The organism is Microbacterium sp. UBA1097 (assembly GCF_002313585.1).
Lineage (GTDB): Bacteria > Actinomycetota > Actinomycetes > Actinomycetales > Microbacteriaceae > Microbacterium.
The window spans coordinates 46,858-73,632 of the sequence record NZ_DCBW01000010.1 but is presented as its reverse complement, the minus strand read 5'-3'; the positions used below and the strand labels follow the sequence as shown (position 1 = coordinate 73,632).

Below are 26,775 nucleotides of genomic sequence, written 5' to 3'. Positions count from 1 at the left end.
GCTCGACGATTCTGGATCTCGCCGTAGCCGAGACCAAGAGCGCGGGTAAGGCCGAGATCCCGGGCTCCGAGGCTTTCCTGTTGCACGACACCTACGGCTTTCCGATCGACTTGACCCTCGAGATCGCCGAAGAGGCAGGCCTCTCGGTGGATCGGGCCGCTTTCGATTCGCTCATGCAGGAGCAGCGCCAGCGGGCGAAGGCCGACGCGAAGTCCCGCAAGCGCGCTATCGCCGATCATTCCGTGTACCGCGAGTTCCGCGCCCTCGGCGAGACGACGTTCACGGGATACACGGATCTTGAAACCGAGTCCCGCATCCTGGGCGTGCTCGTGGATGGGGTCTCGGTCGATCGCGCGACCACCGGTCAGGTAGCCGAGGTCATCGTCGCCGAGACCGCGCTGTACGCCGAGTCGGGCGGTCAGGTCGCCGACAAGGGCATCATCGTCGGTCCGGGCTATCAGCTCGACGTCATCGATGTGCAGAAGCCGGTACCGGGCCTGGTGAGTCACACCGTGGAGGTGACCAGCGGAGAAGTAGCTGTGGGCCTTGCCGCGACGACGATCGTGGATGCCGCCAATCGTCGTGCGGCAGCACAGGCGCACTCGGCGACACACCTCGTCCATGCCGCCCTCCGCGACACGCTCGGCTCGTCTGCCACGCAGTCGGGATCGCTGAACCGCGCGGGCTACCTGCGTTTCGACTTCGCGTGGACACAGGCCCTGTCGCCCGAGACCAAATCCGAGATCGAGGAGATCGCGAACAACGCCGTGCGGGACAACCTCCAGGTGACCACCCGCGTACTTGCCCTCGACGAAGCCAAAGAGCTCGGAGCAATGGCTTTGTTCGGAGAGAAGTACGGCGACACCGTGCGGATGGTCGACATCGGAGGTCCGTGGTCTCGTGAGCTGTGCGGTGGCACCCACGTCGCGACCAGCTCCGAGGTGGGCCTCATCAACCTGATCGGCGAGTCATCGGTCGGCGCTGCCAATCGCCGCGTCGAGGCGCTCGTCGGGGCGGACGCCTTCCGTGAGCTCGCTGCCGAACGGGCGATCGTCTCACAGCTGACCTCGTCGCTGAAGACTCCCCGGGATCAGCTGCCGGCGCGCATCGCTGAGCTGACCGCGAACCTCAAGGCAGCCGAGAAGAAGATCGCGTCGCTGCAGGCGAAGGCTCTGAGTGAGCAGGTTCCGGATCTCGTTGCCGGAGCTCGTCGTGTGGGTGCTCTGTCCGTGGTCGCTGCTGACCTCGGACGCGCGGGCTCGGCTGACGACGTACGTGCCGTCGCACTGAAGGTTCGTGAGCGACTCGGTTCCGACGCTGCGGTGGTGGCTCTCGGAGGCGAGGTCGACGACCGACCGGTCGTCATCGTTGCGACGACGGAAGCGGCTCGCTCGCTCGGGGTGAAGGCAGGTCCCCTCGCGAAAGCTGCGGCGACAACACTTGGCGGCGGTGGCGGGGGACGCGATGATCTTGCCCAGGGCGGTGGTAGCGACGTGAGCGCGCTGGCGCGGGCCCTTGATGATGTCGTGGCGGGGCTGCCCCGACCGTGAGCGGATTTCGCCGCGGCATCCGTCTCGCCGTCGACGTCGGCAAGGCCCGCGTGGGGGTCGCCCAGTGCGATCCGGACGGGATGCTCGCGACGCCGACTGAGACGGTTGCGCGCGGCGACGGCACGATCGGCCGCCTGATAGACCTCGTGCGCGAGGTCAGTCCGCTCGAAGTCATCGTGGGGCTACCGATCAATCTCCGCGGAGAGCGCACAGCCTCAACCGAGGATGCAGAGTCCTTCGCCCACGAGCTGAGAGAGCGAATCGGCGTTCCGATCCGGATGCTGGATGAGCGCCTCAGCACGGTCTCGGCGCACAGCGCACTACGCGCGTCCGGCAGAAACACCCGATCTTCTCGTACGATTGTGGATCAGGTTGCCGCCGTCGTGCTCTTGCAGCAGGCGTTGGACATCGAGAAGAGCACCGGCCGCCCACCGGGTGCGCTACTACCCCCCGCCGAGGAGCCCGCCTGACATGCCCGACGATTCGTCACCGTTCGACGATCCGTTCGCCGATCTTTTCGGGAAGCTCCCGGACGGCCGTTCGCGACCCACCGCAGGCGCAGCCTCATCGTCAGAACCGTCATCTTCCGCGAACACCGAAGGCGACCCCGCTGACACCGCGGCGGAAGACCACGCACAGGACCAGGGCAGCGGTCAGCCGACGTCGCCCTCGCAGGGCGAAAAGCCAGCATCGGTACCCGATTCCGAGGGATTACCCACGCAACCTCCGCCGTCGCGACGCGCAGCCCGCGAAGCGCGCGCCTCGGCCGCGAGCGGCAGCTCCGGGTCGGTTTCTCAGCTCCCCGCGCAGCCGAGGAGCGCGACCGGCTCTGGCTCGAATAGCGACGATGTGCCACCTGAGCTCTTCTGGGCCGCGGTCGCAGCTCCGCCAGCCTCAACCCAGACTCTCACCTCGACCTCGACATCCGTCCCTCGTGCGGATCGTTCCGCGCCGGCCTCGGCCGGCACCCTCGATGACCTCTTCACGGGAGAGCGCACCACGGATGACATCGGCATGACCCCTCCGCCCGCAGAACGCCGTCGCCGCCGTCGCGGTGGATGGATCGCCCTCATCATCGTGCTCGTGCTCGTCGGCGGTGCTGCGGCCGGTGGTTGGTGGGTGTGGTCGAACTACGAGGACAAGATCCGCGAGGTGTTGGGCTGGGAGGAGCCGCAGGAGTACGAGGAGGGGATGGCCACCGGTGAGGCGTTCCTCACGATCGTCTCGGGCGATACCGGCGCCTCGATCTCACCGAAGCTCTACGAGGCCGGGGTAACGAAGACGCCTGACGCGTTCTATGACTACCTCGTCGCCGAAGACTTGAATCCGCCGTTTGTACCCGGGGTGTTCCGTCTGCAGCAGCAGATGACCTCAGCTGCCGCACTCGAGGCGATTCTCGACCCGGCCAACAGGATGGAGAACACTGCGCAGCTACGCGAGGGACTCACGGTCGACCAGTCGATCCAGATCCTCTCGGAGAGCCTGGCGATTCCGCTTGAAGACTTCCAAGCCGCAGTGGCCGACCCCAGTGTCTTCGGCGTTCCCGTCAACGAGGCTGTCGTTGCCGCGGGCGGGCAGCCGCTGGAGGGCTGGCTCTTCCCGGCTACCTACACGTTCGACCCGGGCGTGACAGCGCAGCAGGTGATTCAGACCCTCGTCGACCGCGCGGTCCAGTCCTTGGATACCGCAGGCGTGCCTGTCGATGATCGGGAGCGCATCCTCACAATCGCCTCGATCATCCAGCGCGAAGCCCGTTTTGAAGCCGACTTCTACAAGGTCTCGCGCGTCATCCAGAACCGGCTCGATCAGGGCATGAAGCTGCAGATGGACTCGACTGCCCAGTACGGCTACGGCGAACTGCACGATGGGACCGTGAGTTCTTCTGGCGAGGCTCTGACCGACGACAATCCGTGGAACACCTACGTCATCGACGGGCTACCGGTTGGCCCCATCGCCAACCCCGGAGACCTCGCGATCGACGCGGCCATGCACCCCGAGGATGGCCCCTGGCTGTACTTCGTCACGGTGAACCTCAATACCGGTGAGACGGTCTTCACGACCAACTACGATGACCACCTCGCCGCCGTCGAGCAGTGGCGCCAGTGGTGCACGGATAACCCCGACGCCGGATGTTGAGGTGACGGATCGTCCTCCGCGTCTGGAGGTTTGGGGCGACCCGATCGAGCACAGCCGGTCGCCCCAGTTACACGCCGCCGCGTACCGCGTACTCGACCTGGACTGGTCCTACGGATGCCGCCGGGTCACGGCGGTGGGGTTCGCCACAGAACTGGCCTCGCTCGACGACACCTTTCGAGGCTTATCGGTCACCTACCCGCTGAAGGAAGCAGCTTTCGCGGCATCCGTGACCCGCGACGCGCGCGCGGAGCTCACGGGAGCAGTAAACACGCTGCTGTTGACCGGCGCTGGGCCCTCCGGCTTCAACACTGACGTCGGCGGAATAGTCAGTGCCCTCGCTGACTGCGGGATCGCCGAGCTGCGCCACGTCCGGATCGTCGGGGCAGGCGCCACAGCGACATCCGCGCTCGTGGCTGTCGCCGAGCTCGGTGCGGACCAGATCGAGGTTGCAGCGCGCCGGCCCGAAGCTGTCGCCGCGCTCAGCGAGATCGGCGAACGGCTGGGCCTGTCCGTTCACGGGGTCCCGCTCACGCGACCAGAGCCCGTACCGGTCGATCTGACGATTGCGGCACTGCCGGGCGGTGCGGTGGTGCCCGAGGCCGACGCCGACGCGCTTGCCTCCGGCGGCGGGCCGTTGTTCGACGTGGTCTATGGGCAGGGGATGACATCACTTCAGGCAGCCTGGTTGCGCGCCGGCCGTGACATCTATACGGGCGAAGCGATGCTGCTGCACCAGGCGGTACTGCAGGTGCGGATCTTCGTCGGAGGAGATCCAGCGGTTCCGCTTCGCGACGAGTCGGCTGTCGTCGGCGCGATGCGCGCGAGCCTCGTGGGAGACTAGACCAATGCTCCGCGTGCTCACGGCCGGCGAATCGCACGGCCCCGAACTGGTTGCCGTCATGGAGGGTCTTCCCTCCGGTGTGCCCGTTTCCCGTTCAGAGATCCAGGCCGACCTTGCTCGTCGCAAGCTGGGATACGGGCGCGGATCCCGCATGAAGTTCGAAGAAGACGAACTCACGATCTCCAGCGGCGTCGTGCACGGCCTGAGCCTGGGCAGCCCGATCGCGCTGCGTATCGCCAACACCGAGTGGCCCAAGTGGGTCGAGGTCATGAGCGCTGAGCCCGTCGAACTGACCGAGAGGTCGCGCGGTCGGGGAGCAGCACTGACCCGTCCTCGCCCCGGCCACGCCGACCTGGTCGGGATGCAGAAGTACGGCTTCGATGAGGCACGGCCCATCTTGGAGCGCGCAAGCGCCCGCGAGACTGCTGCTCGGGTCGCGCTCGGAGCCATCGCCCGCGCGTTCCTGGCAGAGCTCGGCATCCGTCTTGTCTCTCACACGGTGGGTATCGGCCCGGTCGAAGCTCCCCGGGACGCTCCGCTGCCCACGCCGGATGACGTGGAGGCACTGGATGCCGACCTGATGCGCTGCTTCGATCCGGAGACCTCAGCGCGGATGGTTGCCGAAGTCGATGACGCACGGAAAGCCGGCGACACCCTCGGCGGTGTCGTCGAGGTGCTCGCGTTCGGGCTCCCCCCGGGGCTCGGCAGCCACGTGCACTGGGATCGCCGGCTCGACGGCAAGCTAGCGCAAGCGCTCATGAGCATTCAGGCGATCAAGGGCGTCGAGGTCGGCGATGGATTCCTGACCACGCGGCGGCGGGGCTCGGAAGCCCACGACGAACTGTTCGCCACCGACGGCGGCATCGCCCGGGCCACCGATCGCGCCGGAGGCACCGAAGGCGGCATGTCTACCGGCACGGTGCTTCGGGTCCGGGCCGGCATGAAGCCGATTGCCACGGTTCCGCACGCGCTTCGGACTGTGGACGTCGCCTCCGGCGAGACCGCCAGCGCGCACCACCAGCGTTCGGACGTGTGCGCGGTCCCGGCAGCCGGCGTGGTCGCTGAAGCCATGACGGCCCTCGTGCTCGCTGATGTCGTGCTTGAGAAGTTCGGCGGCGACAGTGTCGCTGAGACACGACGCAACCTGCAGTCCTACCTCGACGCGATTCCTGGAACGCTGCGAACGAGCGCGGAAAGCGACGACTCGCTGCTGGATGCCGCGGTTCTCACCGGCGATGGCTCCCACTAGCCCGCTCGTTCTGGTCGGCCCCATGGGGGCGGGAAAGACGAGCATCGGCCGTCGCGTTGCCAAAGCGTTGGGCATCAGGTTCATCGACACGGATGCCGTGATCCAGCGCGAGCATGGGCCGATTGAGCAGATCTTCGAAACCCACGGCGAGTCGACGTTCCGTGCCTGGGAGCGTGAGGCAATCCAGAACGCCCTTGGGTGGGGCGGTGTTGTCGTGTCGCTCGGCGGCGGTGCAGTGTTGAATGCCGACACTCGTGCGGATCTGGCGACATGCGATGTCGTGATGCTCACTGTCGACCCTCGCGTCGTGGCGGGGCGGATTCAGGGAACCGCGCGCCCGCTCCTGACCGGTGAGGACCCCATGGAGCGGTGGCGGCGCATCTGGCAGGAGCGTCGTCCCCTGTATGAGAGCGTCGCCGACATCACGATCGACACCTCGACCGGCCCCCTGCAGCACGTTGTGGACGAGATCGTCGCTTGGGCACGCCCGCGTGCAGCGTCATCCGAACCATGCGACACCGCGAAGGAACAGTCATGACCCCTCCGACGACGATCGCCGTCACCGGCGACAACCCCTACGACATCACGATCGGGCGCGGCATCCTGGATTCGGTTGCGCAGGCCCTCCCGGCAGCCGCCCAGCGGGTACTCATCGTGCACCCGCCGACACTGTCAGCACAGGCCGAGGAACTCCGAGGACGCCTTCAAGGGGAGCGACAGGTGCTTCTCGCCGAGGTGCCCGACGCCGAGGCCGGCAAGCGCGTCGAGGTAGCCGCGTTCTGCTGGCAGGTGATGGGGCAGGCGAACTTCACTCGCACCGATGCCGTCGTCGGCTTCGGCGGGGGAGCGGTCACTGATCTCGCGGGCTTCGTCGCGGCGACCTGGCTGCGCGGGGTGGCCGTGGTCCAGATCCCGACGACGGTACTCGGCATGGTCGACGCGGCGGTCGGCGGAAAGACCGGCATCAACACGGCCGAAGGAAAGAACCTGGTGGGCGCCTTCTGGCCACCGACCGCCGTCGTCTGCGACCTCGACCTCCTCGAAACGCTCTCCCGCAACGAGACCGTCGCGGGATTCGCCGAAGTCGTGAAGGCCGGCTTCATCTGGCATCCGGAGATCCTCGAGCTGATCGAGCAGGACCCGGATGCCGCCACAGATCCGGCATCCGCATCGTTCCGACGGTGTATCGAGCTGGCGATCGGGATGAAGGCGCGAGTGGTCTCCGAGGACCTGCGCGAGGCCGGCCTTCGCGAGGTCCTCAACTACGGTCACACCCTCGGTCACGCCATCGAGCACACCGAGCGGTATCAGTGGCGCCACGGGGCCGCGATCTCGATCGGCATGGTGTTCGCCGCTGAACTCTCTCGGCTTGCCGGGCGCCTTTCCGACGATGCCGCCCAGCGACACCGCGACATCCTGACCTCGCTCGGTCTGCCCACCACCTATCGAGCGGGCGCATGGCAGCAGCTGCTCTCGACGATGCAACGCGACAAGAAGACGCGGGGGAGCATGTTGCGCTTCATCGTCCTCGACGACATCGCGCGTCCGACGGTGTTGCAGGCCCCCGACGAATCCCTGTTGTTCGCCGCCTATCAGGAGGTCGCCGAGTAGTGCGCGACCTGCCGCGTCCGGCAGCGCAATACGAAGTACGTCGAGTCCAGCTGCACGAATGGGCAGACGTGCGCGACCTGCGTATCCGTGCGACCGGCGACCCGGACGCGGCGCTGGCATTCCTCACCACCCAAGACGAAGAACTCGCCCGAGAAGACTCCTTCTGGCGGGAGCGAACGGCAGGCGGTGCCCTCGGCGAGAATGCTGCACAGTTCGTAGCCATCGCTGCCGGTGAGCGCTGGATCGGCACCGCGACCGTGCTGCTGCGTGCCTCCGGCGACATCGACCACCTCGGCCGCGCCCTCACGGCGCCGCGCGCAGATGTGGTCGGCGTGTACATCGACCCCGGACTCCGCGGGCGGGGACTGCTCGGCGATCTCATTGACGCCGCGTCAGCATGGGCCGCAGAACGCGGGCATGACGCTCTGACACTGGATGTCCACCGTGACAATCTGCGCGCACAGCGTGCTTATGCGCGGATCGGATTCACACCGACCGGCGTCACGCTCGTGAGCTCGATCGGGCCCGAGCTCGAAATGCGCCGGGCAATAGAGTGACACCGTGACGTCAACTCCTCGCCGGCTCCTGCTGCTCAACGGACCGAATCTGAATCTGCTCGGGACCCGCGAGCCCGACGTGTACGGACGAGAGACACTCGCGGATGTCGAAGCTCTCGTCTCGCGGACGGCCGCCGCATCCGGCTTCGAGGTGCGTGCACTGCAGTCGAACCACGAGGGCGTGCTCATCGACGCCATCCACGCAGCTCGAGAGGATTGCGCCGGAATCGTGATCAATCCCGGCGGGTTGACTCATACGTCGGTGTCGCTACGTGACGCTCTCTCGGGCGTCGCGCTTCCCGTCGCCGAGGTCCACATTTCTGACGTGTACGCACGCGAGGAGTTTCGCCACCACTCCTACATCCGCGACATCGCCGCCGTCCACGTGATCGGCGAGGGCGTACCCGGCTACGCGCGGGCGACCACGCTCCTCATCGACATCCTCACCGGCAGGGCCGACGGCTGATCGCTCGCACCGAGCCCACGCGCTGAGACACAACCTGACGCGTGAGGCGGATTGTCGTCTCTCGCGCCAGGTTGTGTTTCACGGATGCCGGATCTGCGCGCGTGCGGGCGGGCGCGGGACTCCCGTAGACTCGGATGTCGGCCGCGGACTGGCGCACGGCATCCACGCACACGAACGGAACTTCCCCCTCATGGCATCCACCGCAGACATCAAGAACGGCGTCGTCCTCAACATCGATGGACAGCTCTGGAGCGTCGTGGAGTTCCAGCACGTCAAGCCGGGCAAGGGCGGCGCATTCGTGCGCACCAAGCTCAAGAACGTCCTGACCGGCAAGGTCGTCGACAAGACCTTCAACGCCGGCGCCAAGATCGAGATCGAGAACGTCGACCGCCGCGACTACACCTACCTGTACAACGACGGCGACAGCTTCGTGTTCATGGACCAGACCGACTACGACCAGATCAACGTGCCCGCCGCCACCGTCGGCGACGCGGCGAACTTCATGCTCGAGAACCAGCAGGTCACCATCGCGATGAACAACGGCACCGCGCTCTACCTCGACCTGCCGGCATCCGTTGTGCTCGAGATCACCTACACCGAGCCGGGTCTGCAGGGCGACCGCTCGTCGGCCGGCACAAAGCCTGCAACCGTCGAGACGGGCTACGAGATCCAGGTCCCGCTGTTCCTCGAGACCGGCACGAAGGTCAAGGTCGACACCCGGACGGGTGACTACCTCGGCCGCGTCAACTGACGCGACAGCACCGATGAGTGCACGTTCGAAGGCGCGCAAGCGTGCGCTGGACATCCTGTTCCAAGCTGACGTCCGCGGTGAGGATGTCGCGCTGACACTTGCCGCAGAAGCCCGTCGCGCCGCGTCCGAACCGGCGCGCGAGGCGTCGTGGCTGTACGCCCGTGAAATCGTCGACGGTGTGATCGACAATGCGCCGGCGATCGACGAGGCGATCACGGCCGCCGCGAAGGGCTGGACGCTTGTCCGAATGCCGGCCGTCGACCGCGCGTTGTTGCGCATCGGCACGTGGGAGATCGTCTACAACGACGGCGTTCCCGCCGCCGTCGCGATCGATGAGGCGGTGGAACTCGCGAAGGAGTTCTCGACCGACGACTCCGGCGCGTTCGTGCACGGTGTGCTCGGTCGTGTGGCGCGCGGGGGCGAGACTGCCACGGGAAAGCTCGACTGACCCGCCGCATTTGCACGGCGTGATCCCACTGCCGACGCGCAGGAGCCGCCTACACTCGTCTCGGGAGAGGAGCGTCCATGCGCATCACCGGACTCGGACATGCCGGCATGTTCATCGAGACCACGGGAGGTTCGATCCTGTGCGACCCGGTCATCGGGCCGTCGTTCTTCGGATCCTGGTTCCCGTTCCCTGACAACCGGGGGTTGGATTGGGAGCGTTTCGGCGCCGCTGACTTCCTCTACATCTCTCACCGGCATCGCGATCATTTCGATCCCCGGATGCTGCACCGGTACGTCCGCCGCGACATCCCCGTGCTGTTGCCGGAGTATCCGACAGATGACCTCGAACGCGACCTGATCGACCTCGGCTACACGAACATCGTCCGCACGGAAGCCGGCGTCCCGGTGACGTTCGGTGAGATGACGCTCATGATCACGCCGCTGCGCGCCCCCTCCGACGGCCCGATCGGGGACTCGTCGCTGTCGGTGGACGACGGCACCGCCAGCATCCTGAACCAGAACGACTCGCATCCGCTGGACCTCGAGAAGCTGCTCGCCTTCGGTCGCCCGGACGCGTACTTCACCCAAGTCTCCGGAGCCATCTGGTGGCCCATGGTCTACGACCTGCCGCAGGATTCGAAGCAACACTTCGCGCAGCTCAAGCGCGACGCGCAGAACAAGCGCGCGATGTACTACATCGACAAGGTCGACGCCGGGCATGTCTTCCCGATGGCGGGACCGCCGATGTTCTTGCGCGAAGAGTTGTTCCGCTACAACGGCACCGGGCTTGAGAACGATTCGATCTTCACCGATCAGGCAGAGTTCCTCGAGCACCTGCGCGCGGAGCGGCCTGACAAGGCGGGTCACCTCTTCATCCCCGGAACCCAAGTCGACATCGTGGGCTCCGACGTGACGATCACCCAGACGCTGTACACCGATGCCGAGATCGAGCGCATCTTCCACGACAAGTGGACCTACCTCGCCGAGCAGCGCGACAGTCGGCAGGACGAGGTCCGCGCCGAGGAGTCGCGGCGTGCGACAGTACTCCCGCCGCAGGAAATGCTCGCGGCGATCAAGGAATGGTGGGAGCCGCTCCTGCGGCGGGCCCGGACGATCCGCGATGGCGTCGGTGGCAACGTCCGGTTCCGCATCGGCGAACTCGATATGGTCGTCGACTTCCCCAAGGCGAAGGTTCGCGAGTACGCGGGGGAGGAGTGCATCTACTGGTACACGATTCCGGCTGACCTCGTCTCGACCAATATCGCCGACCACGAGATCGACTGGTCCAACTCGATCTTCCTCTCGATGCAGTTCTCGGTCGGTCGCAGCGGCAAATTCAACGAGTTTCTCACCACGTTCCTCAAGTGTCTGTCGCGTGACCGCATCGAGTACGTCGAGAACTGGTACGCGGAGCAGTCAGATCAGACCGAGGATGTGCAGCTCGAGGACTGGGTCGTGCAGCGCCGTTGCCCGCACCTCCGGGCCGACCTCACCAAGACCGGCAAGATCGAGGACGGCGTACTGACCTGTTCCCTGCACGACTGGAAGTGGGATCTTGCCAGCGGCAAGTGTCTCACCACGACGGGGCATCCCATCCGGTCACAGCGGATCATCGAGACGGCTGACGCGCCTGCGATTCCCTGACGAGCGCTTCCGGTAGGCTCGGACTACAGCAACCTTTAACACCGTCCTGTGAGGCGGAGAAGGGAGCGACGATGAGCACCCGCGCAGTCATGCAGGATGCCGACATCTCACGCGCTCTGACGAGAATCTCTCACGAGATCATCGAATCCAATCGCGGTGCCGGCGAGCTCGTCCTCCTCGGCATCCCGACCCGCGGCGTGCCGCTGGCAGAGCGCATCGCTGCGCTGATCAGCGGCTTCACCGGCCAAGCGGTGCCCGTCGGCTCACTCGACGTCACGATGTACCGCGACGACCTGCACCGCAATCCGACGCGGACGCCCCACCCCACACGCATCCCGGACTCGGGCATCGACGGGAAGACCGTCGTGCTCGTCGACGACGTGCTCTTTTCGGGGCGGAGCATCCGCGCAGCGCTCGATGCCCTGCAAGACATCGGCAGGCCAGCAGCAGTGCGCCTCGCGATCCTCGTGGACCGCGGACACCGCGAGCTGCCGATCCGGCCGGACTTCGTGGGCAAAAACCTGCCGAGCTCCAGATCGGAGCACGTGGCGGTCCGCCTTCGCGAGATCGACGGCGAGGACGAGGTGAGCATCCGATCATGAGACACCTGCTCGACACAGCGACCCTCAGCCGGGCCGACGCGCTTCGTATCCTCGACACCGCCGAAGACATGTCGGACACGCAACGCCGAGAGGTCAAGAAGCTGCCGACCCTGCGCGGCAAGACCGTCGTGAACCTCTTCTTCGAGGACTCGACTCGCACTCGCATATCCTTCGAGGCGGCTGCCAAGCGCCTGTCAGCCGATGTCATCAACTTCGCAGCCAAGGGCTCGTCGGTCTCGAAAGGCGAGTCCCTGCAGGACACCGCACAGACGCTCCAAGCGATGGGCGCGGATGCCGTCGTCATCCGCCACGGAGCATCCGGCGCGCCGCACACCCTCGCCACGAGCGGCTGGATCAGTGCGGGCGTCGTGAACGCCGGCGACGGAACCCACGAGCATCCCACGCAGGCGCTGCTCGACGCGTTTACGATGCGCAAGCGTCTCTACGGCGATGACAGTCGTGGCCGGGATCTCGCCGGCACCCGGGTCGCGATCGTGGGCGATGTGCTCCATTCCCGCGTGGCGCGCTCGAACATGTGGCTGCTGCACACGCTGGGAGCGCACGTTACCCTCGTCGCTCCGCCGACGCTCGTGCCGCAGGATGTATCGGCCTGGCCCGCTCACGTCATCTACGACCTCGACGAAGCTATAGCAGCAGCTCCCGACGTGCTGATGCTGCTGCGCATCCAGCTGGAGCGCATGAACGCAGCGCATTTCCCGAGCGAGCGGGAGTACGCGAGGCGCTGGGGCTTTGACGCACGGCGGCTCGCGGCCCTCGGCGCCGATAGCATTGTGATGCACCCGGGCCCCATGAATCGTGGGCTCGAAATCTCCGCCGAAGCCGCCGACTCGGCTCAATCGACAGTCCTGGAACAGGTAGCCAACGGCGTGTCGGTCAGGATGGCGGTGCTCTACCTGCTGCTGGCGGGTTCGACGACAACCACAGCGACGACAACGACAGGGGAGGAACGAGCATGACCGAGGTCCTCCTGGTTCGCGGCGCCGAGCTCGTGGACGGCACCCGCACAGATCTGCTCGTGCAAGACGGCATGATCGTCGAGACAGGCTCCGCGCTGGACAAGCCCGGCGCGCGCGTGATCGACGCGTCGGGCCTCATCGCACTTCCCGGACTGGTCGACCTTCACGTGCACTTCCGCGAGCCGGGCTTCGAGGCATCCGAAACGATCTTCACCGGTTCGCGCGCAGCAGCTGCCGGAGGCTTCACCACGGTCTTCACGATGCCCAACACGTCCCCGGTTGCCGACACCGCCGGAGTTGTCGAACAGGAGCTGGCACTCGGCGAGGCCGCCGGCTACGTCACCGTCCAGCCCATCGGGGCCGTCACCGTCGGCCAGAAGGGAGAGCGGCTCGCGGAGCTCGGCGCCATGGCTACCTCCCGGGCCCGGGTCCGTGTGTTCAGCGACGACGGGTTCTGCGTCTGGGATCCCGTGATCATGAGGCGCGCCCTCGAGTACGTCAAGGCATTCGGCGGCGTCATCGCCCAGCACGCGCAAGACCCGCGCTTGACCGAAGGCGCGCAGATGAACGAGGGTGTGGTCTCGGCCGAACTCGGCCTGGCGGGATGGCCGGCTGTCGCCGAGGAGGCCATCATCGCCCGGGACGTGCTGCTGGCAGAGCACGTCGGGTCGCGCCTGCACGTCTGTCACCTCTCGACGGCGGGGTCTGTCGACATCATCCGCTGGGCCAAGAAACGCGGAATCGATGTCACTGCCGAGGTGACCCCGCACCACCTGCTGCTCACCGAGGATCGCGTTCGCGGCTATGACGCGCGGTTCAAGGTCAACCCGCCCCTTCGCACCGCCGAGGATGTCGAAGCCGTGCGCGAAGGCCTTGCCGACGGAACGATCGACATCGTGGCAACCGACCATGCGCCGCACCCGAGCGAGACAAAGGCGTGTGAATGGCAGGCGGCATCCCACGGGATGGTCGGTCTGGAAAGCGCCCTCCGTGTCGTGCACAGGACGATGGTCGACACCGGTCGGATGACGTGGACGGATGTCGCGCGCGCGATGTCGGCAGCGCCGGCGCGGATCGGGAGCCTCAGCGGGCACGGCACTCCCGTGGCGGCGGGCAACCCGGCATCGTTCACGCTCTACGACCCGGCGCCGAAAACCACCTTCTCGGTCGATGATCTTCGCGGGCGCAGCCGTAACTCGCCCTACCTCGGCGAAGAACTGCCTGGCGAGATCCGCTGGACGATCAACCGGGGCACCGTGACCGTGGCTGACGGAGCTCTTCTCGAGACGCCGGGGGTGGTGTCATGACCCGCGAGGCCGCCGTCCTCGTGATGGTCGCGGTGGCCGTGGTGCTGCTGGGACTCGCCGCCTGGGGCTGGGTGCGACGTGCCCGTCGCGATCGGACCCCCCTCATCCAGCCAGCCGAGCTGAACGCTGCGGACGTACCCCGCGAGACGATAGACGCGCTCTACGTCGCGACCACGGTCCACGATGCTCCGCTGGAACGGATCGCTGCCCCGGGCCTCGGTTTCCGATCACCGGTGACTGTCACCGTGACGGATGCCGCTGTCGCGCTGGACCTGACCAACCAGCCGCGAATCACCATCCCGGCTGACAGGATCACCGCCGTCACACAGGCCACCCTCACGATCGATCGTGTCGTCGAGAAGGACGGCCTCGTGCGTCTGAGCTGGCTCGCCGACACCGGCGTGGTCGTCGACACCTACCTTCGCCCCCGCGACACCTCGGCCAGACAGCTGGCCGACGCCCTCGCGCCGCTCGCCGATGCCACCGACCCCTCCACCGCAACCGGAGATTCCGAATGAGCTTGTTCACCACCGATCCCGCCGTGCTCGTCCTCGAGGACGGAACCCGATTCCGTGGGCGCGCCTATGGGGCGCGCGGCGTGACTCTGGGCGAGGTCGTCTTCGCGACCGGCATGACCGGCTACCAGGAGACCCTCACAGACCCGTCCTACGCGGGTCAGATCGTGCTGCAGACCGCGCCCCACATCGGCAATACGGGAATGAACGACGAGGACCCCGAGTCGCGCCGGATCTGGGTCGCCGGCTACATCGTCCGCGATCCCTCGCGCGTCGTGTCGAACTGGCGAGCCGATGAATCCCTCGACGAAGCACTCGAACGCGACGGCATCGTGGGGATCAGCGGAATCGATACCCGCGCGGTTACCCGTCACATCCGGTCGGTCGGGTCGATGCGCGGTGGCGTCTTCTCCGGAGACGCTGCATCCCTGGACGCCGAGGAACAGCTACGCCTGGTGCGGGAAGCGCCGCTGATGGCCGGCCAGAACCTCTCGGCATCCGTCTCGGTGACGGCCGCGGAGATCACCCCGGCGACGGGGGAGAGGCTCGGGTCTCTCGCGGTCATCGACCTCGGTATCAAGAAGGCGACGATCGAGAACCTCGCCGCCCGTGGGTTCGACGTCCACGTGCTGCCGCAGGATGCCACGATCGACGACATCCGCGCGATCGACCCGGTCGGGGTCTTCTATTCGAACGGCCCGGGTGACCCATCGGCCTCTGCGGATCACGTCTCGCTCCTGCGATCCGTGCTCGATGATCGGGTTCCGTTCTTCGGCATCTGCTTCGGCAACCAGCTGCTCGGCCGCGCCCTCGGCCTCGACACCTACAAACTGCCGTTCGGTCATCGGGGCATCAACCAGCCGGTCCTGGACAAGCAGACCGGCCGCGTCGAGATCACCGCCCACAACCACGGCTTCGCCGTCGACGCACCCTTGGATGAACCGTTCGACAGTCCCCAGGGTTACGGGCGCGTCGAGGTGAGCCACATCGGGCTCAACGACCGGGTCGTCGAGGGCCTTCGCGCCCTGGACATCCCGGCCTTCTCGGTCCAGTACCACCCCGAGGCCGCCGCCGGCCCACACGACGCCAACTACCTGTTCGACCGGTTCGCCGAGCTTGTTCGCGCGAACCTCAGCACGAAAGAAGCGAATGCCTAAGCGCGACGACATCCGCTCCGTCCTGGTCATCGGCTCCGGCCCGATCGTCATCGGCCAGGCCTGCGAGTTCGACTACTCCGGTACCCAAGCCTGCCGCGTACTCCGCGCCGAAGGCGTGCGGGTGATCCTGGTCAATTCCAACCCCGCCACGATCATGACCGACCCCGACTTCGCCGACGCGACCTACATCGAACCGATCACCCCCGAAGTCATCGAGACGATCATCGCGAAGGAGAAGCCCGACGCGATTCTGCCGACGCTCGGCGGTCAGACGGCACTCAACGCCGCCATGGCGCTGCACGACCGCGGCATCCTCGAGAAGTACGACGTCGAGCTCATCGGCGCGAAGGTGGACGCGATCCGCAAGGGTGAGGACCGCCAGGTCTTCAAGGAGCTCGTGATCGAAGCCGGCGCGGATGTCGCTGCCAGCCGCATCTGTCACACGATGGATGAAGTGCTCGCGGGTGCCGAGGAGCTCGGCTATCCGCTCGTCGTTCGGCCGTCGTTCACGATGGGGGGACTGGGGTCGGGCTTCGCGTACACCGAGGCAGACCTGCGCCGCATCGCCGGTGCCGGCCTGCACGACTCGCCGACCCACGAAGTGCTGCTCGAGGAGTCGATCCTGGGTTGGAAGGAGTACGAGCTCGAACTGATGCGCGACACCGCCGACAACACGGTGGTCGTGTGCTCGATCGAGAACGTCGACCCCGTCGGCGTCCACACCGGCGACTCGATCACCGTTGCGCCGGCGCTGACCCTCACCGACCGCGAGTACCAGCGGCTGCGCGATATCGGCATCGACATCATCCGTGCGGTCGGCGTCGACACCGGCGGCTGCAACATCCAGTTCGCCGTCGATCCCGCCAGCGGACGAATCATCGTCATCGAGATGAACCCCCGCGTGTCGCGCTCGTCGGCGCTGGCGTCGAAGGCCACCGGCTTCCCGATCGCGAAGATCGCCGCCAAGCTCGCCATCGGCTACCGGCTCGATGAGATCCCCAACGACATCACCAAGGTCACTCCGGCAAGCTTCGAGCCGACGCTCGACTACGTCGTCGTGAAGGTGCCGCGCTTCAACTTCGAGAAGTTCCCGGCCGCCGACACCACGCTCACGACAACCATGAAGTCCGTCGGCGAGGCCATGGCGATCGGCCGTAACTACGCGACGGCCTTGCAGAAGGCCCTTCGATCGCTCGAGAAGCGCGGCTCGAGCTTTCACTGGGGCCCAGAAGAACGCAGCGTCCAGGAGCTGCTCGAGATCGCTCGGACACCCACCGACGGTCGTATCGTCGTCCTCCAGCAGGCCCTCCGCAAGGGCGCGACCGTTGAGCAGGCGTTCGAGGCGACAGCGATGGACCCCTGGTTCCTCGATCAGATCGTGCTCATCAACGAGGTCGCGGCATTCATCGCCGCAGCGGGGGAGTTGGATGCCGAAACACTGCGGATCGCCAAGGAGCACGGCTTCAGCGACGCGCAGATCGCTGAGTTGCGGGGGATCACCGAAACCGAAGCGCGCGGCATCCGCCACGGTCTCGATATCCGGCCCGTATACAAGACGGTCGACACCTGCGCCGGCGAGTTCCCCGCGCTCACCCCGTACCACTACTCCAGCTATGACGCTGAGACCGAGGTCACGCCGTCGGAGCGCACCAAGGTCGTGATCATCGGCTCGGGACCGAACCGTATCGGTCAGGGCGTCGAGTTCGACTACTCGTGCGTGCACGCCTCGTTCGCTCTCAGCGACGCGGGCTTCGAGACGATCATGGTCAACTGCAACCCCGAGACGGTGTCGACCGACTACGACACCTCCGACCGGCTCTACTTCGAACCGCTCACGCTCGAAGACGTTCTGGAGGTGCTGCACGCCGAGGCGCGCTCGGGCACGATCCTCGGCGTCGTCTGCCAGCTCGGCGGGCAGACCCCGCTGGGGCTGGCCAAGGGCATCGAGGCAGCCGGCTATACGATCCTCGGCACGAGCCCGGCCGCGATCGACCTTGCAGAGGAGCGGAGCCTGTTCAGCGGCATCCTGGCTGATGCGGGTCTCGTCGCACCGCGCCACGGCACCGCCGTCGACGTCGAGGGCGCGGTTGCCGTCGCCGAAGACATCGGGTATCCCGTGCTCGTTCGTCCGAGCTTCGTTCTCGGAGGACGCGGCATGGAGATCGTGTACGACACCGCCAGCTTGCGCGACTACTTCGTGCGCATCGCCGACCAGGCCATCATCGGCCCCGGGATGCCGCTCCTGGTCGATCGGTTCCTCGACGATGCCATCGAGATCGACGTCGACGCGCTCTACGACGGCCACCAGCTCTACATCGGTGGCGTGATGGAACACCTCGAGGAGGCCGGTATCCACTCCGGCGACTCCAGCTGCACCCTGCCACCGGTCTCGCTAGGACGCACCGAGATCGATCGCGTTCGCGAAGCGACCCTCGCCATCGCGTCCGGTGTCGGCGTCCGGGGCCTCCTCAACGTCCAGTTCGCGATCAGTGCCGGTGTGCTCTACGTCATCGAGGCGAACCCCCGCGCAAGCCGCACCGTTCCCTTCGTATCGAAGGCCCTGGGCATCCCGCTCGCGAAGGCGGCCAGCCGCATCATGGCAGGCACGTCGATCGCCGATCTCATCGCCGAGGGGCTGCTGCCGGCATCCGATGGCTCTCGTGTGCCGCTGGACGCCCCGGTTGCCGTCAAGGAAGCCGTGCTGCCCTTCAAGCGCTTCCGCACCAAGGACGGTCAGATCGTCGACTCTGTCCTCGGGCCCGAGATGCGCTCTACCGGCGAGGTCATGGGCATCGACCGCGACTTTCCGACGGCTTTCGCGAAGAGCCAGGCCGCTGCATACGGCGGACTGCCGCTGTCGGGAACCGTCTTCATCTCGGTGTCGGATGCCGACAAGCGCGCGGTGATCCTCCCCGCCCACCGGCTGCAGGAGCTCGGATTCGAGCTGCTCGCCACCGAGGGCACCGCCGAGATCCTCGCCCGCAACGGGATCGCCGTCGAAGTCGTGAACAAGTACTCCGCGACGCAAGCCTCGGGTGAGACCAACGTCGTGGATCTCATCAACGAGGGACGCATCGACATCGTGGTCAACACCCCAAGCGGCGGGATGGCCCGGGCCGATGGATACGAGATCCGTGCCGCCGCTGTGGCCGGCGACAAGGCTCTGTTCACGACCATGGCGGTCCTCGGCGCCGCGGTGAGTGCCTTCCCGGTGCTTCGCGAAGGCTTCGAGGTCAAGAGCCTGCAGGACTACGCGATCGAGAGGGCTGAGCGCGCGTGAGGTCGTTCGGCGCTCGACTGTGGGACTCGCTAGGCCGGTTCGGTCCGCTGTGTGTGGGTATCGACCCGCATGCGAGCCTGTTGGAGTCGTGGGGGTTGGATGCCACCGCTGACGGAGCGCGCCGGTTCGGGCTCCGTGTGGTGGAGGCGTGCGCGGGTCGCGTGGGTGTCGTGAAGCCTCAGGTCGCGTTCTTCGAGCGCTACGGCTCGGCGGGATTCGCGGCCCTGGAGGACATCTTGGCAGCGGCCCGGAGCGCTGGGTTGATCGTGATCGCCGATGCCAAGCGCGGAGACATCGGCACGACGATGGACGGTTATGCCGCCGCGTGGCTCGAGCCCGGATCTCCGCTCGAGGCTGACGCCGTGACGCTGAGCCCGTACCTGGGTCCCGACTCGCTCTACGCCACCATCACGACGGCGATCCGCCGAGAGAAGGGCGTATTCGTTCTCGCTGCGACCAGCAATCCCGAGGGCCTTCCGGTACAGACCGCTCTCACCCGAGATGACTCGGCTCCCGGCGACGAGAGCGTCGCGGCCCGGGTGGCGCGCGAGATCGGTTCCCTCAACATCGGCCTACCCGGCGCACTCGGTTCGGCGGGGCTGGTCGTCGGAGCAACCGTCGACCGTGCAGCCTTCGGACTCCGCGACGTCATCCTCGCCGGAACGCCCATCCTGGCTCCCGGCTTCGGTGCGCAGGGGGCGCAGCCCGCCGATCTGACGCGGCTGTTCGGGTATGTGGCAACCAACGTCGTCGCGTCCGAGAGCCGAAGCATCCTCGCTGTCGGACCGGACCGCCTGGAGACGCGCATCGAGGAGCGTGCGGCCCTGTATCCGCGAACCAGCCATGACTGAGCGCCCCGCCCCTCCCGACGTCGACCGCGTCGCAGCATCGCAGCGTGCCGTCGCCGCGCGACGGGAGCGTGCCTCGCTGAAGCAGGATGTCGCCACTCGTGTGATCAGCCCCCAGGAGTTGCTCAGCCGAGCGCTTGCGGCTCCGCATTCACCGGCCGGCGCCATGCGTGTCACCGAGTTCCTCACCGCGATCCCCGCAATCGGCGTCGGAAAGCGGGACAGAATTCTCGAGCGTCTTCAGATCTCCCCGGTGAAGCGGCTCGGCGGGCTTGGCCGCCGACAGCAGCAGGCCCTGCGCGCGTTCCTCGATGACCGTGTACCCGAGCCGCGCCCACGCGCTGACCGGTCGGCGCTGGTCGTGCTCGCGGGGCCGACAGCTGTCGGCAAGGGAACGGTGGCTCAGTACATCCGCGCTCATCACCCCGAAATCCACCTGTCAGTCTCGGCGACCACTCGCCCGCCCCGCCCTGGCGAACGCGACGGCGAGCACTACTACTTCGTCGACGATGCCGAGTTCGATCGGCTCATCGCCGATGGCGAGCTTCTCGAGTGGGCTACCGTGCACAACGCGTACCGTTACGGCACCCCGCGCGCACCGATCCGCGCAGCTCTCGATCGCGGTCAAGCAGTTCTGCTCGAGATCGATCTGCAGGGCGCGCGACAGGTTCGCGCGGCCCAGCCCGACGCGACGCTGGTGTTCCTCCTTCCGCCCAGCTGGGACGAACTGGTCAACCGACTGGTCGGTCGAGGCACGGAGGACGCGGAGGAACGTTCGCGACGCCTGCGCACGGCACGGGTGGAATTGGCGGCCCAAGACGAGTTCGATTACCGCGTCGTGAACGGCGACGTCGCCGTTGCGGCGCGCGAGGTCGTAGAATTGATGAATGCGCCCGCGCGCTGAGCGCGACAGCGGCGCCACAGACCTCTCACCGACATCCGTCGCCAGCGAAGGGATTCCGCCATGGCCGGGAACAACCAGGGCATCATCGAGCCCCCCATCGACAGCCTTCTCGAGAAGGTCGACTCGAAGTACCAGCTCGTGATCTACGCAGCCAAGCGCGCGCGTCAGATCAATGACTACTACTCCGACCTGCACGAGGGGAACCTCTTCGACAACGTGGGACCGCTGGTCGACTCGACCGTCGAGGACAAGCCCCTGACCATCGCGCTCCACGAGATCAACGAAGACAAGCTTCGCCTCCGTCCGATCGACTGACGATCACCTCTTTGCGCGTCGGTGTCGTACGCCGTCGCGATACTGATCGACGTCCACCACTGACGGGAGCTCCATGACCGCGTTGCGTCTGTTCACGTCCGAATCGGTCACGGAAGGTCACCCCGACAAGATCTGCGACCAGATCTCCGACAGCATCCTCGACGCGATCCTCAGCGAGGATCCGAGCGGACGCGTCGCGGTCGAGACCCTCGTCACCACCGGACTCGTGCATGTCGCGGGTGAGGTGAGCACTTCCGCGTACGTCGAGATTCCCGCGATCGTTCGCGACGTCGTCAACCGCATCGGATACACCTCGAGCGAGACCGGCTTCGACGGCGACTCGTGCGGCGTGAGCATTTCGATCGGGGCGCAGTCCTCAGACATCGCCTCGGGGGTGAACAAGGCCTTCGAGCAGCGTGAACGCGGATCGTCCGACCCCCGCGACGAGCAGGGCGCGGGCGACCAGGGCATCATGTTCGGCTATGCGACGACCGAGACGCCGCAGCTGATGCCGATGGCCGCATGGACGGCGCACCGCATGGCTGAACGCCTCGCCGATTCCCGGCGCTCGGGTGCGCTGCCGTTCCTTCGTCCCGATGGCAAGACGCAGGTCACCCTCGGGTTCGAAGGCGCCGTCCCGCGCACCGTCGAGTCCGTGGTGCTCTCGACCCAGCACCATCCCGACATCTCGCAAGAGGACCTGCGCGCCCAGATACAGGAGGTCGTCATCGATCCGGTTCTGGAGAGCACCGGACTCGATCTCTCGGGCGTCACCTACTACATCAACCCGGCGGGCCCGTTCGTCATCGGCGGCCCGAAGGGGGATGCTGGCCTGACCGGCCGGAAGATCATCATCGACACCTATGGCGGCGCCTCGCGTCACGGCGGCGGAGCGTTCAGCGGCAAGGACCCCTCGAAGGTCGACCGCTCTGCTGCCTACGCCATGCGGTGGGTAGCGAAGAACGCGGTGGCTGCAGGACTCGCTGATCGGCTCGAAGTGCAGGTCGCCTACGCCATTGGCAAGGCAGCTCCGGTCGGCCTGTACGTCGAGACGTTCGGGACCGCCCACGTGGCCGATGAGATCATCACGACGGCGATTCTGGACGTCTTCGACCTGCGCCCGAAGGCGATCATCGACCAGCTCGATCTGCTCCGCCCGATCTATGCGCAGACCGCGGCCTACGGGCACTTCGGCCGGGAGCTTGCGGACTTCACCTGGGAGCGCACGGACCGCGTCGACGACCTGCGCTCAGCCGCCGGTCTCTGACATGACCACTCGGCGCATCGCGCGAGTGCTCCTGGATTCCCCGCTGCCACAACTGGATCGGCTCTTCGACTACGAGATTCCCGACGAGCTGGCACCTGAGGCTCGAGAGGGAGTCCGCGTGCGCGTGCCGCTTCGTGCGGCTGGCCGTATCGTTGACGGCTTCATCGTAGAGCTGGACGATGAACCCGCCGCTGACCGCCCCCTCTCGGAGCTCGAGTCAGTCATCTCTCCGGTACCCGTGCTGCCTCGGCGGCTCTACGACCTCGCACGAAAGGTCGCCGACCGGTCGGCGGGGTCGGCATCCGACATACTGCGCCTGGTCGTGCCGCGACGGATGGTGCGGGCCGAACGCTCGTGGCAGAACGCCGAACGGGCGGCCGCTCCCGAGGTTCAGGCATCCACCGCAGAATGGGCGGCAGCAGGGCTTGCAAGCTTCCCCGGTTTGGAGGAATCGCTCTCCCGAGGTGCTCGCATCGCGCTGACGGCACCGACCACTCCGGTAACGCCTGGCTCGCCCGCACCGGGGTGGGTGGGCGTTCTCGCTGCCGCGTCCGCGCAGCTGCTGGCGGCAGGACGCAGCAGCATCCTCGTCGTGCCCGACCACCGAGATCTCGACCAGCTCGAGCAGGGCCTGATCGCGCACGGACTCGGTGAGGCAGTCATCCGGACGGATGCAGCTCAAAGCGCCCCCGCCCGCTACGGCGCGTACCTGCGGGTACTCGAGCCCACGCCGTCGATCGTGATCGGCAACCGATCCGCCGTCTACGCGCCAGTCCACGCCCTCGGGCTTGTCGCTGTCTGGGACGACGGCGATCCGCTTCTGCGTGAGCCGCTCTCACCCGGCGTCCACGCGCGCGACGCCGCGCTGGTCCGGCAAGAGCAGGAACAGTTCGCGCTTATCTTCGCCGGGTTCACCCGCACCACCGACGTCCAACGTCTTGTCGATATCGGGTGGGTGGAGGAACTCCGCGCAGCCCGTCCAGCAGCTCCCCGCGTGGTGCTCACACCACTGCGCGAGGGGGAGACCGGGACCGCGCGGGTCCCCTCTGCGGCGTTCACCGCCGCGCGCGAGGCAGTTCGGAGCGGTCCGGTTCTGGTGCAGGTCGCTCGTCCCGGTTATGCGCCAGTGCTCGCCTGTGCCGACTGCCGGCATCCCGCACGCTGCCGCGCCTGCGGCGGATCGCTCCAGGCCGGAGCGCGAGGGGCGACACCCACCTGCTCCGCGTGCGGACGCCGCGCTGAGGGCTGGACCTGCGCGTCGTGCGGGGGCACACGCTTTCTGCTTATCGGCTCCGGGAGCCGCCGCACCGCCGAGGAGCTGGGTCGCGCGTTTCCCGGCGTCCGGGTCATCGTCTCGGACGCCGAGCATCAGGTCCTCGACGTGCCGGCCGCACCGGCCCTGGTCATCGCGACCCGGGGGGCAGAGCCCCGAACCGCGGGCGGATACCGCGCAGTCCTGCTCCTGGACGGCGAACGGATGCTGCTCGCCGACGATCTGCGGATCGCGGAGCACTGCCTGCGCTGGTGGTCGAACGCGGCGGCCTTGGCCGCACCGGGTGCGCCGGTGCACCTGGTCGGAGTCGCCGGGACACTCGGCCGAGCCCTGGCTACCTGGACCCAGCCGGCATTCGCGCGCGCGGAACTGGCCGAGCGCGCGGAGCTTCGCATGCCGCCCGCCGTTCGTGTCGCCGCGTTGGAGGGGGCCCGACCGGCAGTGGAGACCGCGCTGGCCGCCGTGAGGACGGACGTGCCGCGGTTGCGTGCCGGTGACATCCTCGGGCCCGTGCCGCTGCCCGCAACCGACTCACGAGATGACAACGTGCGCGCGCTCGTGCGCTGCGACTACCACGATGGACCCGACGTCGCGCGCTCCCTGCGCGCGGCTCTTGTCGCTTCAGCGCTGCGGGGACGGCGATCGCGGACACGCGGTGGCTCGCGCGCCACCCTACGCATCCGTATGGACCTGCCCGACCTGAACCTGGAGATACAGCAATGAGAATCGTGTTCGCTGGTACTCCGCAGCCCGCGGTACCGTCGCTTCTCGCCCTCGTGGACGCCGGTCACGAGGTGCCTCTCGTGATCACACGCCCCGATGCACCAATCGGCCGCCGACGCGTCCTGACTCCCTCACCGGTGGCCGCTGCCGGCCTCGAACTGGGCCTTGCAGTGCATCGCACCGCGCGCCTCGATGAGGAAGCGCTCACGGCGGTGCGAGAGGCGCAGCCCGATCTTGGCGTGATCGTGGCCTATGGCGGACTGGTCCGTGAGCCTCTGCTCTCGACGCCCCGGCACGGCTGGATCAATCTTCACTTTTCCGTGCTGCCCCGGTGGCGGGGTGCCGCTCCGGTGCAGCACGCGATCATCGCAGGAGATCCCGAGGTGGGAGCCGACGTCTTTCAGCTGACGCACGGACTCGACGAGGGCGACATTTTCGGCGAGATTCGTTTCCCTCGCCCCGCAGACGCGACAGCAGGCGATCTGCTGGCGACCCTTGCGGAGTCCGGCGCCGAGCTGCTCGCGGCGGTCGTCGGCGAGATCGCAGACGGCACCGCTCGGCCCCGCCCGCAACAAGGCGAGCCGACCTACGCACCGAAGCTCTCGATCGAGGACGGTCGCGTCGACTGGGAGCAGCCTCGGGAACAGGTCGTGTCGCGGATCTTCGGCGTCACTCCGGAGCCGGGCGCTTTCGCGACGGCTGACGGCTCACGGCTGAAGATCCTCGCCGCCGGCCCGGCCTCCGCCGACTCACCGCGCTTGCGCCCCGGACTGGCGGCATCTCACGCGAAGCAGGTGATCGTCGGAACCGCCACTCACCCGATCGCGCTGCAGCGTGTCCAGCCTGCCGGCAAGCCTGCGATGGATGCCGGAGATTGGTGGCGCGGCACCCGGCTGAGCGAGCTCCAGTTCGACACTGGCAACGCCGGCGAGCCGTCTCCCGGAGCGAGCGGGGCCACGGCATGAGCAGTGCACTGTCTGCCCGGCGGGTCGCGTTCGACACTCTGCGCGCGGTCCATGACGCCGATGCGTACGCGAATCTCGTCCTGCCGACAGCCATCGCCCGGGCACAGCTGAGTCCTGCGGACGCAGCGCTCGCGACGGAGCTGACCTATGGAACCCTGCGGCAACAGGGAACCTGGGATGCCGTCATCGCCGTCGCCGCGAACCGTCCGACCGAGACTCTCGACCCGCCCGTGCTCGACATCCTGCGTCTCGGCGTGCATCAACTCCTGGCCACGAGGGTCCCGCCGCACGCTGCAGTCAACGAGTCGGTTGCGCTCACGCGGGCAAGCGCGGGGCAGCGCGCTGTCGGCTTCGTCAACGCCGTTCTGCGCAGAATCGGCGGCGCGGATGCCGCGACCTGGATCTCCCGCGCCGAGGAGGCTGCCCGATCGGACGATGAACGCCTCTCGGTGCGCACCTCCCACCCGGTGTGGGTGATCCGGGCGCTCCGGCGGGCTCTGGACGACGAGGGACGCGCGGGCGAGCTCACCGATCTGCTCGCCGCCGACAACGACCCACCGCGCGTAACGATGACCGCGCTTCCCGGTCTTGCAGCCATCCCCGAAGGGTCGGAGCCGACGTCCTTTTCGCCGTACGGCTTCCGCGCACCGGCGGGCGATCCCGGCAGGCTCGTCGCCGCCTCCGGCGGCGCGCTACGGGTCCAGGACGAGGGATCCCAGCTCGCGGCCCTGGTCCTCTCGGAGGTCGACCCCGTGCGACCCGGAGAGCGCTGGCTCGACCTGTGCGCAGGACCCGGCGGAAAGACCGCTCTGCTGGCCGCGCGCGCACTGGAGGCGCGGGAGGTCGGGAGCCCTGTGGACCTCGAGGCCAACGAGGTGTCATCCACGCGCGCCGGTTTGGTTCGCCGGTCCCTCGAGCCGATCCCGTTCGAGGTTCCCGTCTCTGAGGAAGACGGGAGGGAAAGGGCAGGCTCTGCAGCCTACGACCGAATCCTCGTGGATGCCCCGTGCACGGGCCTCGGTGCACTGCGACGACGGCCCGAATCGCGGTGGCGAAAGTCCCCGCAGGATGTCGCGCCGCTCGCAGAACTCCAGGGCGAGCTGCTGTCCGCGGCAGTGACGGGGCTCCGCCCCGGCGGTGTCGTCGCGTACGTAACGTGCTCTCCGCACCTTGCGGAAACGCGCGATGTTGTCGCGGCGGTGCTGGACCAGCACCGCAATGAGCTGGAGGAACTGGATGCGCGGGGCGTGCTGCGTCGGGTCTCGCGAAACGTTCCGGATCTGGCGACCCCGGGCTCGGGCGGTGGACGCGCGCAGCTGTGGCCCCACCGGCACGGCACCGACGCGATGTCGATCACACTCCTGCGACGACGTGGCTGACGGGCGCCCTC

The 26,775-nt window shown here is 67.3% G+C and carries 25 protein-coding genes; all 25 read left to right on the top strand.

The window, feature by feature from the left end; all coding sequences use genetic code 11:
- Nucleotides 1–1,550, top strand: a 1,550-nt coding sequence (locus B4F19_RS02760) for an alanine--tRNA ligase-related protein (protein ID WP_292732706.1), incomplete at its 5' end; no start/stop codon positions are given.
- Entirely contained in the window at nt 1,547–2,020 is a 474-nt protein-coding gene (ruvX, locus tag B4F19_RS02755) for a Holliday junction resolvase RuvX (RefSeq protein ID WP_228178752.1), read from the top strand. The genes B4F19_RS02760 and ruvX, both read left to right, overlap by 4 nt.
- A 379-nt stretch (nt 2,021–2,399) precedes the next feature.
- Nucleotides 2,400–3,686 (top strand): endolytic transglycosylase MltG, encoded by a 1,287-nt coding sequence (gene mltG, locus B4F19_RS02750; RefSeq protein ID WP_292732704.1) that lies wholly within the window; start codon nt 2,400–2,402, stop codon nt 3,684–3,686.
- Nucleotide 3,687: 1 nt separating this feature from the next.
- Nucleotides 3,688–4,527 carry a shikimate dehydrogenase family protein gene (locus tag B4F19_RS02745; RefSeq protein ID WP_228178750.1) on the top strand — a complete coding sequence of 280 codons (840 nt, stop codon included), beginning with the start codon at nt 3,688–3,690 and terminating at the stop codon, nt 4,525–4,527.
- A gap of 4 nt (nt 4,528–4,531) precedes the next feature.
- Nucleotides 4,532–5,776, top strand: a complete 1,245-nt coding sequence (gene aroC / locus B4F19_RS02740) for a chorismate synthase (protein ID WP_228178748.1) — start codon at nt 4,532–4,534, stop codon at nt 5,774–5,776.
- Nucleotides 5,763–6,314, top strand: coding sequence for a shikimate kinase (locus B4F19_RS02735; protein ID WP_228178747.1), 552 nt, complete (start codon nt 5,763–5,765; stop codon nt 6,312–6,314). The genes aroC and B4F19_RS02735 overlap by 14 nt, the downstream gene beginning before the upstream one ends.
- Nucleotides 6,311–7,387 (top strand): 3-dehydroquinate synthase, encoded by a 1,077-nt coding sequence (gene aroB, locus B4F19_RS02730; RefSeq protein WP_228178745.1) that lies wholly within the window; start codon nt 6,311–6,313, stop codon nt 7,385–7,387. Before B4F19_RS02735 ends, aroB begins: the two co-directional genes overlap by 4 nt.
- 68 nt (nt 7,388–7,455) lie before the next feature.
- Nucleotides 7,456–7,944 (top strand): GNAT family N-acetyltransferase, encoded by a 489-nt coding sequence (locus tag B4F19_RS02725; protein ID WP_292732701.1) that lies wholly within the window; start codon nt 7,456–7,458, stop codon nt 7,942–7,944.
- 4 nt (nt 7,945–7,948) lie between these two features.
- A complete protein-coding gene (gene aroQ, locus B4F19_RS02720; protein ID WP_292732699.1) occupies nt 7,949–8,410 on the top strand; it encodes a type II 3-dehydroquinate dehydratase in 462 nt (153 codons plus the stop codon).
- 190 nt (nt 8,411–8,600) lie between these two features.
- Nucleotides 8,601–9,161 (top strand): elongation factor P, encoded by a 561-nt coding sequence (gene efp, locus B4F19_RS02715; RefSeq protein WP_228178738.1) that lies wholly within the window; start codon nt 8,601–8,603, stop codon nt 9,159–9,161.
- A 13-nt stretch (nt 9,162–9,174) separates the two neighbouring features.
- Nucleotides 9,175–9,609, top strand: a complete 435-nt coding sequence (gene nusB, locus B4F19_RS02710) for a transcription antitermination factor NusB (RefSeq protein WP_228178737.1) — start codon at nt 9,175–9,177, stop codon at nt 9,607–9,609.
- 77 nt (nt 9,610–9,686) lie between these two features.
- Nucleotides 9,687–11,252: a Rieske 2Fe-2S domain-containing protein gene (locus tag B4F19_RS02705; RefSeq protein WP_228178736.1), complete on the top strand. Its 1,566-nt coding sequence runs from the start codon at nt 9,687–9,689 to the stop codon at nt 11,250–11,252.
- Nucleotides 11,253–11,323: 71 nt separating this feature from the next.
- Nucleotides 11,324–11,854, top strand: coding sequence for a bifunctional pyr operon transcriptional regulator/uracil phosphoribosyltransferase PyrR (pyrR, locus tag B4F19_RS02700; protein WP_228178734.1), 531 nt, complete (start codon nt 11,324–11,326; stop codon nt 11,852–11,854).
- Nucleotides 11,851–12,831 (top strand): aspartate carbamoyltransferase catalytic subunit, encoded by a 981-nt coding sequence (locus B4F19_RS02695; protein ID WP_228178733.1) that lies wholly within the window; start codon nt 11,851–11,853, stop codon nt 12,829–12,831. The genes pyrR and B4F19_RS02695 overlap by 4 nt, the downstream gene beginning before the upstream one ends.
- On the top strand, nt 12,828–14,138 hold the full coding sequence (locus B4F19_RS02690) for a dihydroorotase (protein WP_228178732.1): 1,311 nt from the start codon (nt 12,828–12,830) through the stop codon (nt 14,136–14,138). The genes B4F19_RS02695 and B4F19_RS02690 overlap by 4 nt, the downstream gene beginning before the upstream one ends.
- Nucleotides 14,135–14,656: a hypothetical protein gene (locus tag B4F19_RS02685; RefSeq protein WP_228178730.1), complete on the top strand. Its 522-nt coding sequence runs from the start codon at nt 14,135–14,137 to the stop codon at nt 14,654–14,656. The genes B4F19_RS02690 and B4F19_RS02685 overlap by 4 nt, the downstream gene beginning before the upstream one ends.
- Complete coding sequence (gene carA / locus B4F19_RS02680) at nt 14,653–15,810, top strand: glutamine-hydrolyzing carbamoyl-phosphate synthase small subunit (protein WP_228178728.1); 1,158 nt, start codon at nt 14,653–14,655, stop codon at nt 15,808–15,810. The genes B4F19_RS02685 and carA overlap by 4 nt, the downstream gene beginning before the upstream one ends.
- Complete coding sequence (carB, locus tag B4F19_RS02675) at nt 15,803–19,090, top strand: carbamoyl-phosphate synthase large subunit (protein WP_292732698.1); 3,288 nt, start codon at nt 15,803–15,805, stop codon at nt 19,088–19,090. Before carA ends, carB begins: the two co-directional genes overlap by 8 nt.
- Nucleotides 19,087–19,941: an orotidine-5'-phosphate decarboxylase gene (gene pyrF / locus B4F19_RS02670; protein WP_292726650.1), complete on the top strand. Its 855-nt coding sequence runs from the start codon at nt 19,087–19,089 to the stop codon at nt 19,939–19,941. The genes carB and pyrF overlap by 4 nt, the downstream gene beginning before the upstream one ends.
- A complete protein-coding gene (gene gmk / locus B4F19_RS02665) occupies nt 19,934–20,842 on the top strand; it encodes a guanylate kinase (RefSeq protein ID WP_228178723.1) in 909 nt (302 codons plus the stop codon). Before pyrF ends, gmk begins: the two co-directional genes overlap by 8 nt.
- 60 nt (nt 20,843–20,902) lie before the next feature.
- Nucleotides 20,903–21,157 carry a DNA-directed RNA polymerase subunit omega gene (gene rpoZ / locus B4F19_RS02660; protein WP_267189766.1) on the top strand — a complete coding sequence of 85 codons (255 nt, stop codon included), beginning with the start codon at nt 20,903–20,905 and terminating at the stop codon, nt 21,155–21,157.
- A gap of 73 nt (nt 21,158–21,230) precedes the next feature.
- Entirely contained in the window at nt 21,231–22,424 is a 1,194-nt protein-coding gene (metK, locus tag B4F19_RS02655) for a methionine adenosyltransferase (RefSeq protein ID WP_292726647.1), read from the top strand.
- Between the two features lies 1 nt (nt 22,425).
- Nucleotides 22,426–24,420, top strand: coding sequence for a primosomal protein N' (locus B4F19_RS02650; protein WP_292726645.1), 1,995 nt, complete (start codon nt 22,426–22,428; stop codon nt 24,418–24,420).
- The gene (gene fmt, locus B4F19_RS02645; protein WP_292726643.1) at nt 24,417–25,385 is read left to right on the top strand and encodes a methionyl-tRNA formyltransferase; all 969 of its coding nucleotides are present in this window, start codon (nt 24,417–24,419) and stop codon (nt 25,383–25,385) included. Before B4F19_RS02650 ends, fmt begins: the two co-directional genes overlap by 4 nt.
- Nucleotides 25,382–26,764, top strand: a complete 1,383-nt coding sequence (locus B4F19_RS02640; RefSeq protein ID WP_292732696.1) for an RsmB/NOP family class I SAM-dependent RNA methyltransferase — start codon at nt 25,382–25,384, stop codon at nt 26,762–26,764. The genes fmt and B4F19_RS02640 overlap by 4 nt, the downstream gene beginning before the upstream one ends.
- The last annotated feature ends 11 nt before the right edge of the window (nt 26,765–26,775 follow it).

What these genes read in the sequence shown, in the direction of transcription:
- aroC (WP_228178748.1), top strand. Translation starts at nt 4,532, where the DNA reads ATGCTCCGCGTGCTCACGGCCGGCGAATCGCACGGCCCCGAACTGGTT.
- B4F19_RS02735 (WP_228178747.1), top strand. Translation starts at nt 5,763, where the DNA reads ATGGCTCCCACTAGCCCGCTCGTTCTGGTCGGCCCCATGGGGGCGGGA.
- aroB (WP_228178745.1), top strand. Translation starts at nt 6,311, where the DNA reads ATGACCCCTCCGACGACGATCGCCGTCACCGGCGACAACCCCTACGAC.
- efp (WP_228178738.1), top strand. Translation starts at nt 8,601, where the DNA reads ATGGCATCCACCGCAGACATCAAGAACGGCGTCGTCCTCAACATCGAT.
- nusB (WP_228178737.1), top strand. Translation starts at nt 9,175, where the DNA reads ATGAGTGCACGTTCGAAGGCGCGCAAGCGTGCGCTGGACATCCTGTTC.
- B4F19_RS02705 (WP_228178736.1), top strand. Translation starts at nt 9,687, where the DNA reads ATGCGCATCACCGGACTCGGACATGCCGGCATGTTCATCGAGACCACG.
- pyrR (WP_228178734.1), top strand. Translation starts at nt 11,324, where the DNA reads ATGAGCACCCGCGCAGTCATGCAGGATGCCGACATCTCACGCGCTCTG.
- B4F19_RS02695 (WP_228178733.1), top strand. Translation starts at nt 11,851, where the DNA reads ATGAGACACCTGCTCGACACAGCGACCCTCAGCCGGGCCGACGCGCTT.
- B4F19_RS02690 (WP_228178732.1), top strand. Translation starts at nt 12,828, where the DNA reads ATGACCGAGGTCCTCCTGGTTCGCGGCGCCGAGCTCGTGGACGGCACC.
- B4F19_RS02685 (WP_228178730.1), top strand. Translation starts at nt 14,135, where the DNA reads ATGACCCGCGAGGCCGCCGTCCTCGTGATGGTCGCGGTGGCCGTGGTG.
- carA (WP_228178728.1), top strand. Translation starts at nt 14,653, where the DNA reads ATGAGCTTGTTCACCACCGATCCCGCCGTGCTCGTCCTCGAGGACGGA.
- carB (WP_292732698.1), top strand. Translation starts at nt 15,803, where the DNA reads ATGCCTAAGCGCGACGACATCCGCTCCGTCCTGGTCATCGGCTCCGGC.
- gmk (WP_228178723.1), top strand. Translation starts at nt 19,934, where the DNA reads ATGACTGAGCGCCCCGCCCCTCCCGACGTCGACCGCGTCGCAGCATCG.
- rpoZ (WP_267189766.1), top strand. Translation starts at nt 20,903, where the DNA reads ATGGCCGGGAACAACCAGGGCATCATCGAGCCCCCCATCGACAGCCTT.
- metK (WP_292726647.1), top strand. Translation starts at nt 21,231, where the DNA reads ATGACCGCGTTGCGTCTGTTCACGTCCGAATCGGTCACGGAAGGTCAC.
- B4F19_RS02650 (WP_292726645.1), top strand. Translation starts at nt 22,426, where the DNA reads ATGACCACTCGGCGCATCGCGCGAGTGCTCCTGGATTCCCCGCTGCCA.
- fmt (WP_292726643.1), top strand. Translation starts at nt 24,417, where the DNA reads ATGAGAATCGTGTTCGCTGGTACTCCGCAGCCCGCGGTACCGTCGCTT.
- B4F19_RS02640 (WP_292732696.1), top strand. Translation starts at nt 25,382, where the DNA reads ATGAGCAGTGCACTGTCTGCCCGGCGGGTCGCGTTCGACACTCTGCGC.